Annotated in this window: 17 protein-coding genes and 1 riboswitch; of the genes, 13 read left to right on the top strand and 4 right to left on the bottom strand. The window is 71.7% G+C overall.

Annotation, left to right across the window (positions count from 1 at the left end):
* Positions 1-8 precede the first annotated feature (8 nt).
* Positions 9-755 carry a hypothetical protein gene (locus tag I4J89_RS17925; RefSeq protein ID WP_196415119.1) on the bottom strand — a complete coding sequence of 249 codons (747 nt, stop codon included), beginning with the start codon at positions 753-755 and terminating at the stop codon, positions 9-11.
* A gap of 95 nt (positions 756-850) precedes the next feature.
* On the opposite strand from I4J89_RS17925, the gene I4J89_RS17920 reads away from it, so the two are divergent.
* The 9 genes from I4J89_RS17920 (at position 851) to thiC (ending at position 8,820) form a co-directional block, all read left to right on the top strand.
* Complete coding sequence (locus tag I4J89_RS17920) at positions 851-1,468, top strand: class I SAM-dependent methyltransferase (RefSeq protein ID WP_196415118.1); 618 nt, start codon at positions 851-853, stop codon at positions 1,466-1,468.
* Between the two features lie 27 nt (positions 1,469-1,495).
* Positions 1,496-3,142, top strand: coding sequence for an ABC-F family ATP-binding cassette domain-containing protein (locus I4J89_RS17915; protein WP_196415117.1), 1,647 nt, complete (start codon positions 1,496-1,498; stop codon positions 3,140-3,142).
* Positions 3,143-3,177: 35 nt separating this feature from the next.
* Positions 3,178-3,288: riboswitch (TPP riboswitch) on the top strand.
* On the top strand, positions 3,282-3,866 hold the full coding sequence (locus I4J89_RS17910; RefSeq protein WP_196415116.1) for a thiamine phosphate synthase: 585 nt from the start codon (positions 3,282-3,284) through the stop codon (positions 3,864-3,866). Its footprint overlaps the riboswitch before it by 7 nt.
* Positions 3,863-4,903, top strand: coding sequence for a glycine oxidase ThiO (thiO, locus tag I4J89_RS17905; protein WP_196415115.1), 1,041 nt, complete (start codon positions 3,863-3,865; stop codon positions 4,901-4,903). Before I4J89_RS17910 ends, thiO begins: the two co-directional genes overlap by 4 nt.
* On the top strand, positions 4,894-5,094 hold the full coding sequence (gene thiS, locus I4J89_RS17900) for a sulfur carrier protein ThiS (protein ID WP_196415114.1): 201 nt from the start codon (positions 4,894-4,896) through the stop codon (positions 5,092-5,094). The genes thiO and thiS overlap by 10 nt, the downstream gene beginning before the upstream one ends.
* Positions 5,095-5,096: 2 nt before the next feature.
* Positions 5,097-5,840: a thiazole synthase gene (locus I4J89_RS17895; protein WP_196415113.1), complete on the top strand. Its 744-nt coding sequence runs from the start codon at positions 5,097-5,099 to the stop codon at positions 5,838-5,840.
* Entirely contained in the window at positions 5,834-6,460 is a 627-nt protein-coding gene (locus I4J89_RS17890; RefSeq protein ID WP_196415112.1) for a thiamine phosphate synthase, read from the top strand. Before I4J89_RS17895 ends, I4J89_RS17890 begins: the two co-directional genes overlap by 7 nt.
* On the top strand, positions 6,457-7,224 hold the full coding sequence (gene thiD / locus I4J89_RS17885; RefSeq protein WP_196415111.1) for a bifunctional hydroxymethylpyrimidine kinase/phosphomethylpyrimidine kinase: 768 nt from the start codon (positions 6,457-6,459) through the stop codon (positions 7,222-7,224). The genes I4J89_RS17890 and thiD overlap by 4 nt, the downstream gene beginning before the upstream one ends.
* Positions 7,225-7,296: 72 nt before the next feature.
* Positions 7,297-8,820 carry a phosphomethylpyrimidine synthase ThiC gene (thiC, locus tag I4J89_RS17880; RefSeq protein ID WP_196415110.1) on the top strand — a complete coding sequence of 508 codons (1,524 nt, stop codon included), beginning with the start codon at positions 7,297-7,299 and terminating at the stop codon, positions 8,818-8,820.
* 51 nt (positions 8,821-8,871) lie between these two features.
* Here thiC and I4J89_RS17875 read toward each other — a convergent pair whose 3' ends face one another.
* Together I4J89_RS17875 and I4J89_RS17870 are read right to left on the bottom strand one after the other, a co-directional pair.
* Complete coding sequence (locus I4J89_RS17875) at positions 8,872-9,291, bottom strand: ribonuclease domain-containing protein (RefSeq protein WP_196415109.1); 420 nt, start codon at positions 9,289-9,291, stop codon at positions 8,872-8,874.
* 113 nt (positions 9,292-9,404) lie between these two features.
* Complete coding sequence (locus I4J89_RS17870) at positions 9,405-10,934, bottom strand: hypothetical protein (RefSeq protein WP_196415108.1); 1,530 nt, start codon at positions 10,932-10,934, stop codon at positions 9,405-9,407.
* A 528-nt stretch (positions 10,935-11,462) separates the two neighbouring features.
* Between I4J89_RS17870 and I4J89_RS17865 the strand changes: the two genes are divergently transcribed.
* From I4J89_RS17865 to I4J89_RS17850, 4 genes are read left to right on the top strand one after another with little or no spacing between them, the layout of a single operon-like run.
* Positions 11,463-14,336, top strand: coding sequence for a sensor histidine kinase (locus I4J89_RS17865; protein ID WP_196415107.1), 2,874 nt, complete (start codon positions 11,463-11,465; stop codon positions 14,334-14,336).
* Positions 14,333-14,740, top strand: coding sequence for a roadblock/LC7 domain-containing protein (locus I4J89_RS17860; protein ID WP_196415106.1), 408 nt, complete (start codon positions 14,333-14,335; stop codon positions 14,738-14,740). Before I4J89_RS17865 ends, I4J89_RS17860 begins: the two co-directional genes overlap by 4 nt.
* A 42-nt stretch (positions 14,741-14,782) precedes the next feature.
* On the top strand, positions 14,783-15,145 hold the full coding sequence (locus I4J89_RS17855; RefSeq protein WP_196415105.1) for a DUF742 domain-containing protein: 363 nt from the start codon (positions 14,783-14,785) through the stop codon (positions 15,143-15,145).
* A gap of 10 nt (positions 15,146-15,155) precedes the next feature.
* Complete coding sequence (locus I4J89_RS17850) at positions 15,156-15,758, top strand: GTP-binding protein (RefSeq protein ID WP_196415104.1); 603 nt, start codon at positions 15,156-15,158, stop codon at positions 15,756-15,758.
* A gap of 107 nt (positions 15,759-15,865) precedes the next feature.
* Here the strand turns inward: I4J89_RS17850 and I4J89_RS17845 are convergent, their stop codons facing one another.
* The gene (locus tag I4J89_RS17845) at positions 15,866-17,011 is read right to left on the bottom strand and encodes a uroporphyrinogen-III synthase (protein ID WP_196415103.1); all 1,146 of its coding nucleotides are present in this window, start codon (positions 17,009-17,011) and stop codon (positions 15,866-15,868) included.
* Positions 17,012-17,379: the final 368 nt, after the last annotated feature.

Here is a 17,379-nt window from a genome sequence, read left to right as displayed (position 1 = left end):
CCAGCGCCTCAGCCGGCGCGGTGCGCCAGGACCGACCCGCCGAAGTGGGTGTCCAGCAGATCCTGGGTGATGCGCTGGACCCGCGGGTCGTCGCCGGGCACCAGTTCGCCGCCCGGACCGGTGATCACGCAGTACATCAGGTAGTGGCCGCGGGTACGCCAGCCGACCGGAGCGCCCGCGCCGGTCTCCTCCCCGGCCATCCCGGCGAATCCGCCGTCGCCCGACTCGACCAGGGACCGGAGCAGGTCCGCGACGGCCACGGCACCCGTCGTGTCGGACAGGCTCAGGACGCCGGCGGTGATCCGGAAGTCGGCGTAGGGGACCGCCAGGGCGGCGCGAATCGCCTGCGAGCACCCGTACCGCTGCAATGTCGGGCGCAAGGTCCCGGTGGCCGCGACCGTGCAGTCGGCCGAGAGGTCGGTGCGTTTCACCTGGAAGGCCGCGGAGCCGGCGGGGAAGACGTCGGCCGCGGTCAGCGGCCCGGTGTCGGCCGCGGCGAGAGACCCGCGGCGTTCGTCGGCGACGATGAGCACACCCAGCATCACGCAGATGCCGAGCACGATGAGGCCGGCCAGGCCTCGGGTGAGCAGGTGGGCGGTCTTGGTGGGGTCTCGCCGGGCGTGCCGTTGCGGACGGGTCCGGACCCCTGCGTGGTAGCGATGCTGACCGATGGGACCCGGAGGCCTCACCAGCAGGGCGAGGCCGCCGGCCGGGGTGGCGCGGTGGGCGGAGCGCGTTGGGGTGGCGTACCGCATGGGCCCAAGCTAGGCGCGCACGCTGATCTATTAACGCACAGCTTGTCCGGCACCCCGCCGGGTGACCCGTCACCCGGCGGCGGGAGACTTGCCGGGTGACCGCCGACCATTACTTCACCGCCGAGCCGGACACGCCGTTCCGGCGCGGCGAGATTGAGTTCAGCGTCGCCGGCCGGGACTACCGGCTGGCCGTGGCGTCCGGGGTGTTCTCGGCCGGGCGCCTGGACCCGGGTACGGCCGTGCTCCTGCGCAAGGGCGGCCTGCCCGGCGCCGACGCCGAGGGCACCCTGCTCGACCTCGGCTGCGGATATGGGCCGATCGCCTGCGTGCTGGCGAGCGAGGCGCCGAAGACCACGGTCTACGCCGTCGACGTGAACTCCCGCGCCCGGGAGCTGACCGCGGAGAACGCCGCCACGCTCGGCCTGAGCGATCGGATCCGGGTCGCCGCGCCGGACGAGGTGCCGGACCACGTGACCTTCACGGAGATCTGGAGCAACCCGCCCACCCACGTCGGCAAGACCGAACTGCGCGCGTTGATGGAGCGCTGGCTGCCGCGGCTGGCGCCGGGCGGAACCGCGTGGCTGGTGATCAACCGGAATCTCGGTGGTGACTCGCTGCACACATGGCTTGAGGGTCTCGGCTGGACGGTGACGCGTACCGCCAGTCAGAAGGGGTTCCGGGTGCTCCGGGTCACCCGAAAATCGGCTGACTAGGGCGCGGCCGGCGGGGAGGATGCCGGCATGGGTTACGTGGATGTCGCCGGTGCCGGCTTCGTGCTCCCGGACGGCCGGGAGCTCTTCGCCGACGTGTCGTTCCGGGTCGGCGAGGGGGCCAAGGTGGCGCTCGTCGGGCCGAACGGGGCCGGCAAGACCACGCTGATGCGGATGGTGGCGGGGGACATCCCGACCCAGGTGGGAACCGTGGCGCGATCCGGTGGGCTCGGCGTCATGCGGCAGTTCATCGGGATGATCGGCGACGACCGTACCCTTGAGGATCTTGCTTTGTCCCTGGTCGCGCCCACGCTCCGCGGGGCAGGCGAGCGACTGCGCGCGGCGGCCGCGGCCCTGGACGAGACCGAGAAGACCCAGATCGCGTACGCGAACGCGCTTGCCCACTGGGGCGAGACGGGCGGGTACGAGGCGGAGGTGCTCTTCGACACGGTGACCGTCTCGATCCTCGGCAAGCCGTGGGAGGAGGCGAAGAGCCGGGTCGTGCGTACGCTCTCCGGCGGTGAGCAGAAGCGGTTCGCGCTGGACCTGCTGCTCCGCGGCACCGACGAGGTGCTGCTCCTCGACGAGCCGGACAACTTCCTGGACGTGCCGGCCAAACGCTGGCTGGAGCAACGGCTGCGGGAGTCGTCGAAGTCGGTGCTCTACGTGTCGCACGATCGGGAGCTGCTCGCGCAGACCGCGGACCGGGTGGTCGCGGTGGAGGGCGGCAGCGCGTGGACGCATCCGGGTGGCTTCGCGTCGTGGCATGAGGCGCGGGGGCATCGGCACGACCGGATGGAGGAGAACCGGCGCCGCTGGGACGAGGAGCACGAGAAGCTCAAGGAACTCGTCTTCACGCTGAAGAACAAGGCCGCCTACAACGACGGCCTGGCCTCGCGGTATCAGGCGGCGCAGACCCGGTTGCGCAAGTTCGAGGAGGCCGGGCCGCCGCCGCTGCCGCCGAAGGATCAGGCGGTGCGGATGAATCTGCGCGGCGGGCGTACCGGTAAGCGGGCGGTGATGTGTGAGGGCCTCGAGCTGGAGAACCTGACATTCCCGTTCGACCTGGAGATCTGGTACGGCGACCGGGTGGCCGTGCTGGGCGCCAACGGCACCGGCAAGTCGCACTTCCTGCGGCTGCTCGCGGCCGGCGGCAGCGAGCCGGACCTGGAGCACAAACCGGTCGACGGCGCCCCGCTGGCGCATGTGGCGCACGAGGGCCGGGCCCGGCTCGGCGCCCGGGTCCGCCCCGGGCACTTCTCGCAGACCCACGACCGGCCGGAACTGATGCAGAAGACCCTGGTCGAGATCCTGTGGCGCGGCGACGAGCACCGGTCCGGAATGGACCGGGCCGGCGCCATGAAGGCGTTGAACCGGTACGAGCTTGCCGCCCAGGGCGATCAGCGGTTCGGGACCCTCTCCGGTGGACAGCAGGCCCGGTTCCTGGTGCTGCTCCTGGAGCTATCCGGTGCGACGGTGCTGCTGCTCGACGAGCCGACCGACAACCTGGACCTGGCCTCGGCCGAGGCGCTCGAAGAGGGGTTGAAGGCGTTCGACGGCACGGTGATAGCCGTCACCCACGACCGCTGGTTCACCCGGTCCTTCGACCGCTTCGTGCTGTTCAGGAGCGACGGCGAGGTCGTGGAGACGCCCGAACCGGTCTGGGACGTTCGCTAGCTTTTCTCGTCACGGACCGGTTAGGGTCCGGTTACAACAAACCCCACGGGAGCCCGGGCACCGGGCTGAGAGGGGGGCTGATGCGGCCCCCGACCGTCGAACCTGATCCGGGTAATGCCGGCGCAGGGAGGAGTGCTTCATGCACAGGTCTTTCCCTCGGATCCACGTCATAACCGACTCGATCGACGTGGTTCGCGGTGTCGCCGGCCTGGATGACGTCGCCGTCCAGATCAGAGTGAAGAGCAATGACGCGCAGGCCTATGCGCTGACCGTCGCGGCGGTCGGCGTCTGCCGGTCGGCCGGGACGATGGTGCTGGTCAACGACCGGGTCGGCGTCGCGCTGGCGGCCGGTGCGGACGGGGTCCACCTGGGCGCCGACGACCTACCGGTGGCGGCCGCCCGCCGGGTGCTCGGGCCGCGTGTGATCGTCGGAGCCACCTGCCGGACCCCGGCTGCGGCGCGCGCGGCGGTCGCTGACGGCGCCAGTTACCTCGGGGTCGGTCCGGCGTTCCAGACAACCACGAAGGACGGGCTGCCACCGCCGCTCGGGCCGGCCGCGATCGCGGCCGTGGCCGAGGCGGTTCCGGGCACGCCGGTCCTGGCGATCGGTGGCATCACCGCGGAACGGGTGCCGCTGCTCGCGGTGCACGGTGTCGCGGCGGTCGCCGCCTTCGCGGTGGACCCGAAGGGAGCGGTTGCGGAGTTCCTGGCGGCGCTGCCATGAGCGGCGATGGCGGTCCGCGCGTCGCTGTGGTCGGGGGCGGGATCATCGGGCTCGCCGTGGCGGCCGAGCTGGCGGGCCGGGGCGCGGACGTGACCGTCTTCGACCCGGAGCCGGACGGCCGCGACGGGGCCTGGCACGTGGCGGCCGGGATGCTCGCGCCCGGTGGCGAGTCGGCCTTCGAGTATCCGCACCTCACGCGGCTGCTGGAGGCGTCGAACGAATTGTGGCCCTGGTATGCGGCGGCACTCGGTGACGTCGGCTACGACGATGCCGGGACTCTCGGCGTCGCGCTCACGGCCGACGATGTCGCCGACTCGGTGCGGGAGTGGAAGCACCAGAAGCTCACCCCGCTGCCCGGCTCGCAACTGCGGGACCGGGAACCGGCGCTGTCGCCGCGGGTCCGGGCCGGGGTGTACGCGCCGGCCGAGCGGCAGGTCGATCCCCGCAAGGTGGTCGCCGCGCTGCGAACCTCGCTGGCCGGTCGCATCGTGCCGAAACGGATCGATTCGCTCTCTGATGTGGACGCCGACATCACCGTGGTCGCGGCCGGATGCGGCACGGCCGCGCTCACCGGACTGCCGATCCGGCCGGTGAAGGGCCAGGTGCTGCGGCTGCGCGGCGAACCCGGACTGATCCGGCACGTGATACACGGGATCGCTGACGGCAGGGCCGTCTATCTGGTCCCGCGTGCGGACGGTGAGGTCGTGGTCGGCGCCACCCAGGAGGAGCGGAGCGACCGGGCGATCACCGTCGGCGGCGTGCACGACCTGCTACGGGCCGCCCTCGACCTGGTGCCCGGACTGGCCGAACACGAGATCACCGAGGTCACCGTGGGACACCGGCCCGGTACCCCGGACAACGCGCCGATCCTCGGATACCTGGACCACACCCGCCGCACCGTGGTGGCCGCCGGCCATCACCGCAACGGCGTTCTGCTCGCGCCGATCACCGCGCGACTCATCGCCGACCTGGTCCTCACCGGGTCGGCCGGCAATGTGCTGGACGACTTCGCCCCCAGGAGGTTCGGATGCGCCTGACGATCAACGGCCGGACGGAGAGCCGGCCCGACACGTGCTCGGTCGCGACCCTGGTCGCCGAGCTCATCGCGGCCCAGCGCGGCGTGGCGGTCGCGGTGAACGGAACCGTGGTGCCCCGCTCGACGTGGGGCGAGGTGGACCTGGCCGACGGCGACAAGGTGGAAGTGCTCACCGCGGCCCAGGGAGGTTGACGATGTTCCTGCCGGAGAACGGCCTGATCCTCGGGACCGGCGGCGCGAACAGCCTCGCCGCTCTGGAGGAGGCCATCCGGGCGTCCGAGACGACGCTGGTCACGGTGGCGTTGCGGCGGGTCGAGGCGGCCGGACCGGGGCTGCTGCCGATGCTGGAGCGGCTCGGCGTACGGGTGCTGCCGAACACCGCGGGCTGCTACACGGCCGGGGACGCGGTGAAGACCGCGTTGATGGCCCGGGAGGCGTTCGAGACCGACCTGATCAAGCTCGAGGTGATCGGCGACGAGCGGACCCTGCTGCCGGACGGCGTGGAGCTGCTGCGGGCCGCGGAGATGCTGGTGGCGGACGGGTTCACGGTCCTGCCGTACACGACGGACGACCCGATCCTGGCCCGCCGCCTGGCCGACGCGGGATGCGCCGCGGTGATGCCGGCCGGCTCGCCGATCGGGTCCGGGCTGGGCATCTCCAACCCGCACCACATCGAGCTGATCCGGCAGAACGTGGACGTACCGGTGGTCCTCGACGCCGGCATCGGTACCGCCTCGGACGCGGCGCTCGCCATGGAACTCGGCTGTGACGCGGTGCTGATCGCCAGCGCGATCACCCGGGCCGAGGACCCGGCGGCGATGGCCGCCGCGATGCGGCACGCGGTGGCCGCCGGCCGACTGGCCCGCGCCGCGGGGCGCATCCCGCGCCGCTTCCACGCCATGGCGTCCACACCGGACGAAGGGATCCCGGTGTGGTGACGCCGGCCGGGCTCGTCGTGCTCACCGATCGGCGGTCCGCCGCCGGGCCACTGGACGAGGTGGTCCAGCAGGCGGTTCGCGGCGGCGCCGCATGGATCATTCTGCGAGAGCGCGATCTTCCGTACGCGGAACGCGCCGCCCTCGCCCAGCGGCTGAGGTCACTCCTTCCGCCGGGGCGGCTGATCGTGGCCGGACCCGATCCGCTGGGCGGCACCGCCGTGCACCTCGCCGCCGCCGATCCGCTGCCGGCCGGGATCCCGCTGGTGGGGCGTTCGTGGCACGGCGTCGAGGAGGTGTCGGGAGTGGACTACGTGACGTTGTCGCCGATCTTCCCGACCAGTTCCAAGCCGGGGTACGGGCCGGCTCTCGGGGTCACGGGGGCCGCCGAGACGCGCGCGCCCGTGCCCTGGCTCGCCCTCGGCGGCGTCGACTCGGCATCGCGAGCCGCCTCGTGTGCGGGTGCCGGCGCCGCCGGGATCGCGGTGATGGGTGCGGTGATGCGAGCCGCGGATCCGGAGGGAATGGCGCGGGAGCTGGCGGCCGCGTTCGCCGGTGGCCGGGCCGATCGTTCGGCTGATCCGCAACCGGCCCGGGTGCGAGTGGAGGGGAGTGTGCGATGAATCCGCCGGTGGTGTTGACGATCGCGGGGTCGGATTCCGGTGGTGGTGCCGGGATCCAGGCGGATCTGAAGACGTTCGCGGCGCTGGGCGCCTTCGGGACCTCGGTGATCACCGCGATCACGGCGCAGAACACGCTCGGTGTGACCGCGATCCATCCGGTGCCGGCCGAGATCGTGGCGGCGCAGCTCGACGCGGTGCTGTCCGACCTGCCGGTGGCGGCCGTGAAGATCGGGATGATCTCGGATCCGGACGTGGCGAAGGTGATCGCCGAGCGGGCGGACGCGCTGCCCAACCTGGTCGTCGACCCGGTTCTGGTGGCCACCGCCGGGAGCCGTCTCGGAGAGGTCGCGGTGGTTGGCGTGCTCAGCGCGTACCCCTGCGTCTTGACACCGAACCGGCATGAAGCCGGCGCCCTCCTGGGCAGGCCGGTCGAGACGGCCGAGGAAATGATCTCGGCGGCAGCCGAGCTCGCGGCGCTGGGGCCGCGCGCGGTCGTGGTGACCGGGAGTGAGCTGGCGCTCGATGTTCTGCATCTCGACGGAGAGACCACTCTGCTGCCGGGCGAGCCGGTACCGACGGTGAACAACCACGGTTCCGGCTGCACGTTCTCGTCGGCGATCGCGGTACGCCTGGCCGCGGGCGATCCGGTGCCGGCGGCGGTCGCCGCGGCCAAGGACTACGTCCGGCGCGGGCTGCGCGGCGGCAGCACCTGGAAGTTGGGGCAGGGGCCCGGTCCGCTGGACCACTTCGGCTGGTCCGCCTGACCTTCTGAGCCCCGGCGGGGCGGTTCTTCGCGGCCGTTCGTCGCCGGTTTTATCCTAGTTTGGGGAGGTATCGTGAGGCGCAAGGTCTACGTGGAAGGACCCCGTCCGGACATCCGGGTGCCGTTCACCGAGGTGGTGCTGACCGGCGACAACCCGCCGGTGCGGCTCTACGACACGTCCGGTCCCGGCAGCGATCCCTCGGTCGGGCTACCGGAGATCCGGAAACCGTGGCGGACCGGGCGGACCCAGCTCGCCTCGGCGCGGGCCGGGATCATCACCCCCGAGATGGAGTTCGTCGCCGCCCGGGAGGGCGTCCCCGCCTCGCTCGTCCGCGACGAGATCGCGGCGGGGCGGGCCGTGCTGCCGGCCAACGTGAACCACCCGGAGTCCGAGCCGATGATTATCGGGTCGAAGTTCCTGGTGAAGGTCAACGCGAACATCGGCACGTCGGCGGTCACCTCGTCGGTCGCCGAAGAGGTGGAGAAGCTGACCTGGGCGACCCGATGGGGTGCGGACACCGTGATGGACCTGTCGACCGGTCCGCGGATCCACGAGACCCGGGAGGCGATCGTCCGGAACTCGCCGGTGCCGATCGGAACGGTGCCGATCTACCAGGCCCTGGAGAAGGTCAACGGTGACCCGCTCAAGCTGACCTGGGAGCTGTTCCGGGAGACCGTCATCGAACAGGCCGAGCAGGGCGTCGACTACATGACGATCCACGCCGGGGTGCTGCTCGCCTATGTCCCGCTCGCTGCCGAGCGGGTCACCGGGATCGTCTCGCGCGGTGGGTCGATCATGGCGGCCTGGTGTCTTGCCGAGCACCGGGAGAACTTCCTCTACACCCACTTCCGGGAGCTGTGCGAGATCTTCCGGGAGTACGACATCACGTTCTCGCTCGGTGACGGGCTGCGGCCGGGTTCGATCGCGGACGCCAACGACGAGGCGCAGTTCGCCGAGCTGCGTACGTTGGGTGAGCTGACACACATCGCGTGGGAGTACGACGTTCAGGTCATGGTCGAAGGGCCGGGGCACGTCCCGATGCACAAGATCAAGGAGAACGTGGATCTCCAGGTCGAGCTGTGCGGCGGTGCGCCGTTCTACACCCTGGGGCCGCTGGCCACCGACATCGCGCCGGCCTACGACCACATCACGTCGGCGATCGGGGCGGCGATGATCGGCTGGTTCGGCACGGCGATGCTCTGCTACGTGACGCCGAAGGAGCATCTCGGCCTGCCGAACAAGGAGGACGTCAAGGCCGGGATGATCGCGTACAAGATCGCGGCGCACGCGGCCGACCTGGCCAAGGGGCACCCGGGCGCACAGGAGTGGGACGACGCGCTGTCGCGGGCGCGGTTCGACTTCCGCTGGGAGGACCAGTTCGAGCTGGCGCTCGACCCGGAGACCGCGCGGTCGTACCACGATGAGACGCTGCCGGCGGCGCCGGCCAAGACGGCGCACTTCTGCTCGATGTGCGGGCCGAAGTTCTGCTCCATGAAGATCAGCCATGAACTGCGGGCGGCGGGGATGAAGGCCAAGTCTTCCGAGTTCGTGGACGCGGGCGGGCGGGTCTACCTGCCGGTGACGCCGAGCGCCTGATCACGCTGTCCTGATGGCGCGGCGGCCGTCTGTCGACGGCCGCCGCGTTCCTCAGAGCCGGTAGAAGGTCACGTAGTGATCAGGCGTGAAGTAGGCGACCCGGGTGCTGCGATTGACCACGATCCGGTACGCGTCGCGGGCCGCGCCCCGATTGCGGGAGTAGACGTCGTACTCGCCGTAGGTGGCCGACGGCAGCTGACCCTCGCGGTTGTAGAAACGGCCGCCGGTGTAGTTGTAGTTGCCGTACGGCCAGGCGTACCAACCGGCGCTGGTCGGCCAGCCGAGCGAGGCCCAGCCGTTGTAGGCGGTGCGGGCCGCGGCACAACGGCTGATGGTGCAGCTGTTGTGGACGGCGGCCTGTGCCGCGTCGGTGTGCGTGGGCGCCACCACCGCTGGGGCGACCAGCGCGGTGCCGGAGAGGGCGAATACCAGGGCCAAGCCGGAGAGAAGCCGGCCGATTCGGGACAGCATGATCGGACTCCGATGCCATCGAGGGGGAAGACCCGGACATCGATCATCGTCATCGGCCGTGCGGCTGCGCGGTACCTCCCGGTCCGGTCATTCCACCGGCGTTCAGCGAGTCTTCAGTTGCTGCCCAGGCCGTTCACCCAGTTGACGTATTCGGAGTCCCGGCCGGTCTTCGGTGCGGCCGGCGGGATGATCGCGTCGGGGACCAGCGGCGTGCGCTGCGTGGGCGCGGTAGCCCGGGGGTGTTCGGCGGTGTCGATGCCGGTGCGGGGGCCGGGCTGGGCGGCGGCGAACCCGTCGAACGACGGGGTGGGCGCGGCGGGCGTCGGCGCGGCCGGCGTGGGCTCCGGGTCGGGGCGGCGGGTACGCCAACCGCGGCGCAGGCTCGCCACCGGTCCACTACTCCGGTTCTGCTGGCCGGAGAAGCGCGGTTCGGCAGCCTCCGGGGAGGACTGGGACGCGGGATAGACGGTCCCGGCCGAGGGCTGGTTCACCGGGGCGGCCTGGCCGAACGGCGTACCGGTGCCGGTGGTGAACGGTGAGGTGGCCGCGTTGGCCGGCGTGCTGTTGGCCAGGTCCGCCAGCGGGTGCGGCCGGTCCGGCGCGGCGAAGACGCCGGTGTCGGAGGGGCGGAGCTGAGCGTCCGGACGCTTCGCCGCCGCCGCGGCGACCGCGGCGATCGCCGACTTCGTCGGCACGTTCTTCCGCTGGGGCAGCGGCGGGCGGCCGGCGGTGGGCTCGGGTGTCGAGCCGGACGGGGCGTCGCCGGGCTTGCCCGGCTGCTCGGCGGGCTTGCCCTCGGGGGCACCGCGCAGGATCGCGGCGAGGACCGAGCCGAGCACGCCGGCGCCGCTCGCGGTCATCGCCGCCCAGTACGGGGTGAGGCTGAGCCCGGTCGCCGAGCCGGGGCCGGCGATCAGGTAGGCGACCGTCAGCACGGCCGGACCGGCCAGCCCGGTGAGGGCGACGGCGAGCGTGGACATCTGCCGGCCGCGGGCGATCCAGCCGAGCACCAGGCCGGCGAGCAGGGCGAGGACCGGCATGGTGAGGAACGGGGTGCGCTCGGCGATCGCCGGCGGGATCAGGCTGCCGTCGAGCACGCCGAGGCGTACCGCGGTGGGCGTGCGACCGGGCAGCAGGGACGGCGCCACCGAGACGAGCGCGACGACCCAGATCAGTACGGTCAGCGTGGCCAGGTTCCACCGGGCCACCGCCTTCGCCGCGGCGGCCCAGGCGACGAAGATGCCCGCCGCGGCGCCGAGGCCGGCGCAGATCCCGATCACCAGCACCGGCTGGACGCCGTCGACCTGGGCGGACCGGGCCGGTTGCATGGTGAGCGGTAGCACCGCCAGCGCGCCGAGACCGGCGGCGAGACCCATCGCGAGGGCTCCGCCGGGGCCGACCGGTTGCGGGCGCCACCTGGGCCGGAAACCGGTGCCGATGATCGCGGCGACGGCGGCGGCGGTCATCGTGATCCAGGCGACCCAGGCGAGCTGTGACGTCCATTGATCACGGAGTGTGACGTCGAGGTCCTGGTCGAGTCGCACCATGCCGAGGCCGTAGGCGATGCCGAGCTGACCCGCTCCCACCACCGCTGCCGCGATGGAAGTCGTGGCCAACAGCTTCACCCAGCTCCGAAATGCCATGCCGGGCACGGTACGGAATGTCCGGCGCGACGCGCCAGTCCGGTACCCCGTTCTTAAGACAGCCTAAAGTCGCGATCTCGAATTCTCGATACGCAGAGTGATTTGTGGGCGACGTACGGAACATTTGCCAGGGCGACTGTCCGCAGTGGACACTAAGCGGCACGGACAGCGAGTCCGTCGTCTCCGGGCAATCCTTGCGAACGTGAGACCCCTTGAAAGCCGAGGTAGCGAGACGGAAGTCTCACATAGTGGTTGGAATCGTGATGGTGTTCGGTAACCGCGACATCACGGACGGTTGCGGGTGACGCATTCGCGCACGTCAACCTCGGGGGTGCTGTCGAGATCAGCGCCCGCGCGTGGTTATCACCTGGACAGCGATGGTGTTTCCGGGAGGATCCAGGCTTCCCAAACGCACCGGCGTTCTGGTGAAATCGCCGCCGTGCCGAAAACGGCGCGGGCTTTGCTGCGGGCACTGGACGGGGCCGGACCGCAGCCTCCGGCGAGCCGGCTGACCGTGAAGGAGATGTCGTGAGCACGGGATCCTCGACCCTGGCTGCGCGACGTGGTGGCTTCCCGCGCCTACGGGACGCGCGGATCCGTGCCAAGCTGGCCGGCCTGTTGTTCCTGCCCCTGGCCGCGGTGGTCGGGCTGGCCGCCGTACGGCTGGTCGACGTCGGTGAGCGGGCGAGTGACGCGGGCCAGGTCGCCGACCTCGCCGAGCTGGGATCCGACCTGTCCAACCTGACCCGGTTGGTGCACGACGAGCGGATGGCGGCGCTGGCGTACCTGGGGTCACCGGACACGGCGGCCACCGGGTTCCGGGAGGCGGTCAAGTCGGTGGACGCGCAGGTGCGGGTCTTCCGTACCAGCCGGGCGGAGATCACCGAGGTGCCGTCCCGGGTCGACGACCGGCTGGCCGGGATCGATCGGGAACTGACCGCGCTGGCCGAGACCCGCGCCGGCATCAACGAGCGGAACGGCCTCGCCGCGACGGACGTCGCCGAGCGGTACAGCAAGACCCTCGCCGGCCTGGGCGGGTACGAGGCGACGTTGAGTCAGATCGCCGAGCCCGGCGACGTGGCGGACCACCTGCGCGCGGTCGCCGCGTTCACCAAGGCCGAGGCGGCCGCGGCGGAGCAGGCGGCGGAGACGTACGTGGCACGGGTGACCGGCGACGCCGGCGCTGAACGGCAGCGGGCCCTGATCGCCCTGCAGGCGGTCCGGGCGGACGCGCTCACCGACTTCCGTTCGATCGCCCGTCCCCAGCAGGTCGCCCTGGTCGACTCGGCCTTCGGCGACGAGACGCTGACCGAGGCTGACGGCCTCGTGGCCCGGCTCACCGGACCGGCCGCCGCCTCGCCGGCCGACATCACCGCCCTCTTCACGGACGTCATCGAGCTGTTCCGCGGTGTGGAGCGGCAACTCGAAGCGCAGGCGGTGACCGCCGCGGAGGACGGCAGCACGAGCAGCTCCCAGCGCGCCACGCTGGAGTTCGTGGTGGTGCTGCTGATCCTGATCGCGGCCCTTGCCATGGCGTTCTACCTGGGCCGATCGCTGCACCTGTCGGTCCGGCGGCTGCGCGAGGGTGCCCTCGCGGTGGCCAACCGCGACCTGCCCGACGCCGTGCACCGGCTGCAGGACGCCGAGAACCTCGGCGACGGCGGTGTCGACCGGATCGTCGCGCAGACCCGGGACCCGATCCCGGTCACCGAATCCGACGAGTTCGGCCAGGTCGCCGAGGCGTTCAACATGGTGCACCGGGAGGCGATCCGGGTCGCGGCCGAGCAGGCCGCGTTGCGTACGAGCGTGTCGACGATGTTCCTGAGCCTGGCCCGGCGCAGTCAGTCCCTGGTCGACCGGATGATCGGCGAACTCGACCAGATCGAGCGCCTGGAGGAGGACCCGAAGCGGCTGGCCCGCCTCTTCGAACTCGATCACCTGGCCACCCGGATGCGCCGTAACGACGAGAACCTGCTGGTCCTGGCCGGTGCCGAGGTGGGCGCACCGCGGCGGGAGGACGCGCTGCTGATCGACGCGCTCCGGGCCGCGCAGTCGGAGGTGGAGCTCTACCACCGGATCGAGTTCGGCACGGCCGACACCGACGTCCTGGTCGCCGCGGCCGCCGTCAACGACGTGGTCCGCCTGATCGCCGAGCTGCTCGACAACGCCACCCGGTTCTCCCCGCCGAACACCGTGGTGGTCGCGCACGGAGGTCGCTCCGGTGACCACGCGATGGTCCAGGTGGAGGACCGCGGACTCGGCATCTCCGCCGACCAGATGGAGCTGATCAACCGGCGGCTCGCCGAGCCTGCCCAGGTGGACGTCTCGGCGTTCCGGCTGATGGGCTTCGCGGTGATCGCGCGCCTCGCCGCCCGGCACGGTATCGGCGTCGAGCTGCGGCCGGGGTACGACGGCGGCACCATCGCCGAGGTGCGGATCCCGGCCGACATCGTGGTCATGCCGGGTGCCCCGCCCGCGCCGGTACGGGCGGCGAGCTGGACCCGGCCGGGACCGCCGCCGCAGATCGCCACCGGCGCACCGCGGATTCCGGAGCCACGGCCGCCGATCCGGTCCGCGCCGGCAGAGGCTCCGGCACGACCGCCGATCCGCCCGCTGCTGCAACCGGTCGCTCCGCCGGCCGATCTGGACCTCCGCCCGACGCCGGATCGGCCGCCGCTGCCGAGCCGGAGCCCGAAGCCGGTGGAGACGCCGGACCGGGCGCCGCTGGCGGCTCGGAGCCCGAGCCCGGTCGAGACGCCGTTGCCGACCCGGAGCCCGATGCCGGTGGAGACACCGGCCGGAGTCACGGCGCCGGGCTGGGGAGCGGCGATGGCCGCGCTGCCGTCGCTGCCGGAGGTGCCGCCGCAGGCCGTACCGATTCAGGTGGAGATGCAGCACAGCTGGTTCGAGGGCGGAGACACTCCGGCCGATCAGTGGGGCATGCCGACGGCGGGTTACGCGCCGCCGCCCGATCGGGCTCCGGCCGTGTCGGTGTCCGCCGTGCCGGCGTCGAGTCCACCGGTCGCGCAGCGCTCCCCAGCTCCGCCTCCGCCCCCGGCGCCGGCTCCGGCGGCCGGCGAGCACAATGGAGTGCCGAAGCCACGTACCTCCAATGAGGATCGCTGGCGGACGGCGGCTGACGAAGGCTGGAACCGGGCGATGGCCGCGGCCGCGCCCCGGGACGGCGGAATCACACGATCCGGGCTACCGAAGCGGGTCCCGCAGGCGCAACTCGTACCCGGCGGGGTGCAGTCGCCGCAGCGGGCGCAGAACCGTCGCAGCCCTGACGAGGTGCGCGGACTGCTGTCCGCGTACCACCGAGGGGTGCAACGGGGGCGGACGGACGGCGTTGCCGATACCGCCGCCGCGGCACCACGGTTTCCTAAGGAGAGCGAACAGTGACCAGGCCCCCCACCATGCATGACATGGGCTGGCTGCTCAGCAACTTCGCCGACAGCGTCGCCGGAATCGCGCATGTCATCGCGGTCTCGGCGGACGGCATCCTGCTGGCCTCGTCCCGGGATCTGCCAGGCGACCGTGCGGACCAGCTCGCCGCCATCACCTCCGGCGTGGTCAGTCTCACCGACGGCGCGTCACGGATGTTCAGCGCGGGAAAGGTGCAACAGACCATCATCGAAATGGACAGCGGCTATCTTTTCCTGATGTCCATCAGCGACGGTTCCTCGATGGCCGTGCTGGCGGCGCGCAGTTGCGACGTCGGCCAGGTCGGCTACGAGATGGCGCTGCTGGTGGAACGCGTCGGCGCGGCGTTGTCGCCGGCGGCACGCGAGGCCGTCAGCCACTAGGCGCCGGGGCCCAAACCCCGGCGGAGACGAGGTGACCGCGACATGACAGAGCCGCATGATCCCCGGGGCAACCTGGTGCGGCCGTACGCGGTCACGCGCGGCCGGACCGAACCGATCAGAGACATCCCGATCGAGGCGGTTCTGATCGCCAGTTCGGCCGCCGTGCAGGAAGCACGGTTCGCCGGACACGACAAGTACCGCATCGCCGTGCTGTGTGAGCCGAAGCCCCAATCGCTCGCCGAACTCGCGGCACTCACCCGATTACCGCTGGGGGTGACTCGGGTGCTCGTCGCCGACATGGTCGCCGATGGGCTGTTACAGCTGCACAGTGCCGCTCCCCGGACGGGTTTCACGGAGCGGATGGATCTGCTGGGAAGGGTGTTGAGTGGACTTCGCAAGCTCTGAACCGGTCGGGATGCGTACGGGGACGCATCCCATGGAGATCACCTCCGCGAAGATCGTCGTTGCCGGCGGCTTCGGTGTGGGCAAGACGACGCTTGTCGGTGCGGTCTCCGAGATCGAACCGCTGACGACCGAGGCTGTGATGACCGCGGCCGGTGCCGGAATCGACGACTCGTCGAAGGTGCCGGGCAAGGGCAGCACCACGGTCGCGATGGACTTCGGCCGGATCACCATGGCCGACGACCTGATCCTGTATCTGTTCGGCACGCCAGGACAGACTCGCTTCTGGTTCATGTGGGACGAGCTCATCCGGGGCGCGGTCGGTGCGGCGGTGCTCGTCGACACCCGGCGGCTCACCGACGCGTTCGCCCCGCTGGACTACTTCGAGAACCGGCACCTGCCATATCTGGTGGCGGTGAACTGCTTCGACAGCGCACCACGCTACGAGCCGGAGGAGGTCCGCGAGGCGCTCGCCATCCCGGCCCGGGTGCCGCTGATGATGTGCGACGCGCGGCACCGCGATTCGGTGAAGGCGGTCCTGATCGGTGTGGTCGAGCACGCGATGGCGACGTTGGTGGCCGAGCACGAGAAGGGCCACCCGACCCCGGTCGGCTGAGGCCGGCCGGCGTTGTGCATGGGCCCGGCGGGCGCGGTGGGGCGGTGAGCGGGCTGGTGGTCGCGCGGCTTGGCGGGACTGGTGTGACGCGTACCGAAAATTGGTTTTCAGGTAGGTATGCGGTAGCCGCGTTTGACCACCGTTTGCACGACGCCAGGTAGCGCCAGGCCGGCGCGCAGCCGGGCCACCGCCATCTCGACGGCGTGCTCGTCGGCGCCGCGGGGGAGGGCCTGGAGCAGTGCGGCGCGGGAGAGGACCCGGCCCGGTGATCCGGCGAGGGCTCGCAGCACCGCCATCGGAGCCGGCGCCAGCGGGCGCAGCTCGCCGTCGACGATCGCGGCATGGCCGCGCAGGGTGATCGAGTGGCCGGAGACCTGCAGGGTGACGGCGCGTTTGGGCAGCTCGTCCACGAGGGTGCGGACCAGCGCGCTGAGCCGGGCCCGGCTGGGCATGGAGACCGGTACGTCGTAGCGGCGCAACGGCGCCGCGGTGACCGGACCCACACAGGCCGCGAGCACGTCGCTGCGGAGGGCGTCGAGAAGCGCGTCGGTGCCCGTGCCGGCGGCGCGCAGTACGGCCTGGACGGCGGCCGCTGAGGTGAACGTCACCGCGTCCACCAGCTTGCCGATGATCAGATCGACGAGCCGGTGCAGCGGCGCCGGATCGGTCGGAGGCGCCCAGCGGTAGACCGGGACCTCGATCACCCGGGCGCCGGCGATCTGGAGCGCCTCGGAGTACTCCGGCTGGCTCTCTCCGTGCAGCTGCATCGCCACGGTGAGGCCGGCGACACCGCGGGCGGTCAGGTGTTCGACGACCTCCTCGTATCCCTCGCCCTCGGGTGACCAGTGATCGTGCAGGCCCGCGGTGCGGACCGCGGCCCGGGCCTTCGGACCGCGGGCGATCAGGTACGCGCGGGACAGCACCGCCCGCAGCGGTTCCCCCAGCCCCCAGCCCTCGGCCGCCTCCAGCCAGCCGCGCATGCCGATGCCGGTGTTGGCCAGCACGATGTCGGGCGGAGTGTCGATGCAGCCGCGGGTGGCGGCACGCAGCTCGGCGTCGTCGGAGATCGGAACGATGCGAAGTGCCGGAGCCAGCACCACCCGTGCGCCACGCGCCTCGAGCAGGGTGGCCAGCTCGTCCTTGCGGCGGTCGGCGGTCACGCCGATGGTGTAGCCGGAGAGGGCGGCCGCCGGTTCCGCCAGGGCGGCCTCGGACAGCACGGCCCGGCGCGCACCCCGGGTCCGGTCCGTCATCCGATCCCCGGGCCGAGAAGTCGCGGCGTGGCCGAACGGTCCACCGAAGGGCACGCTCGAAGCCCGCCGTCCTCGGCGTCGACCCGCTCCCACGTCACGCCTGCGTTCTTCGCCGTGCCTCCGTCCGGGGCACGCCGCGACTCCTCCTCACCGAACCGGCGAGCCGGTCCGGCGGACACCGTCAGGTCCGTCCTCAACCCTGACGGTGGTCTCTCCATGGTGCGCCAGCGGGGGCGGCATCGGCTAATCCCGGGCCGCGTCGCTGTAACGTTCGCACCGTTGGACATGCACCGAAGCGTGCCGGGGGTGAATTTCGGCCGGGCGTCCCTTTTGTTTCGAGCCTGCTAAGAGCCATCGAGAGTGACTTG

Source organism: Actinoplanes aureus, from assembly GCF_015704865.1.
Classification (GTDB): domain Bacteria; phylum Actinomycetota; class Actinomycetes; order Mycobacteriales; family Micromonosporaceae; genus Actinoplanes; species Actinoplanes aureus.
The sequence above is the reverse complement of the archived record's forward strand: the minus strand, read 5'-3'. Positions and strand labels throughout refer to the sequence as shown.

Bases quoted from the DNA above. Each gene is read 5' to 3' on its own strand.
- I4J89_RS17870 (WP_196415108.1), bottom strand. From the start codon at position 10,934: ATGGCATTTCGGAGCTGGGTGAAGCTGTTGGCCACGACTTCCATCGCG.
- thiO (WP_196415115.1), top strand. From the start codon at position 3,863: ATGAGCGGCGATGGCGGTCCGCGCGTCGCTGTGGTCGGGGGCGGGATC.
- I4J89_RS17895 (WP_196415113.1), top strand. From the start codon at position 5,097: ATGTTCCTGCCGGAGAACGGCCTGATCCTCGGGACCGGCGGCGCGAAC.
- I4J89_RS17875 (WP_196415109.1), bottom strand. From the start codon at position 9,291: ATGCTGTCCCGAATCGGCCGGCTTCTCTCCGGCTTGGCCCTGGTATTC.
- I4J89_RS17910 (WP_196415116.1), top strand. From the start codon at position 3,282: ATGCACAGGTCTTTCCCTCGGATCCACGTCATAACCGACTCGATCGAC.
- I4J89_RS17850 (WP_196415104.1), top strand. From the start codon at position 15,156: ATGCGTACGGGGACGCATCCCATGGAGATCACCTCCGCGAAGATCGTC.
- I4J89_RS17855 (WP_196415105.1), top strand. From the start codon at position 14,783: ATGACAGAGCCGCATGATCCCCGGGGCAACCTGGTGCGGCCGTACGCG.
- thiS (WP_196415114.1), top strand. From the start codon at position 4,894: ATGCGCCTGACGATCAACGGCCGGACGGAGAGCCGGCCCGACACGTGC.
- I4J89_RS17845 (WP_196415103.1), bottom strand. From the start codon at position 17,011: ATGACGGACCGGACCCGGGGTGCGCGCCGGGCCGTGCTGTCCGAGGCC.
- thiD (WP_196415111.1), top strand. From the start codon at position 6,457: ATGAATCCGCCGGTGGTGTTGACGATCGCGGGGTCGGATTCCGGTGGT.
- I4J89_RS17915 (WP_196415117.1), top strand. From the start codon at position 1,496: ATGGGTTACGTGGATGTCGCCGGTGCCGGCTTCGTGCTCCCGGACGGC.
- I4J89_RS17925 (WP_196415119.1), bottom strand. From the start codon at position 755: ATGCGGTACGCCACCCCAACGCGCTCCGCCCACCGCGCCACCCCGGCC.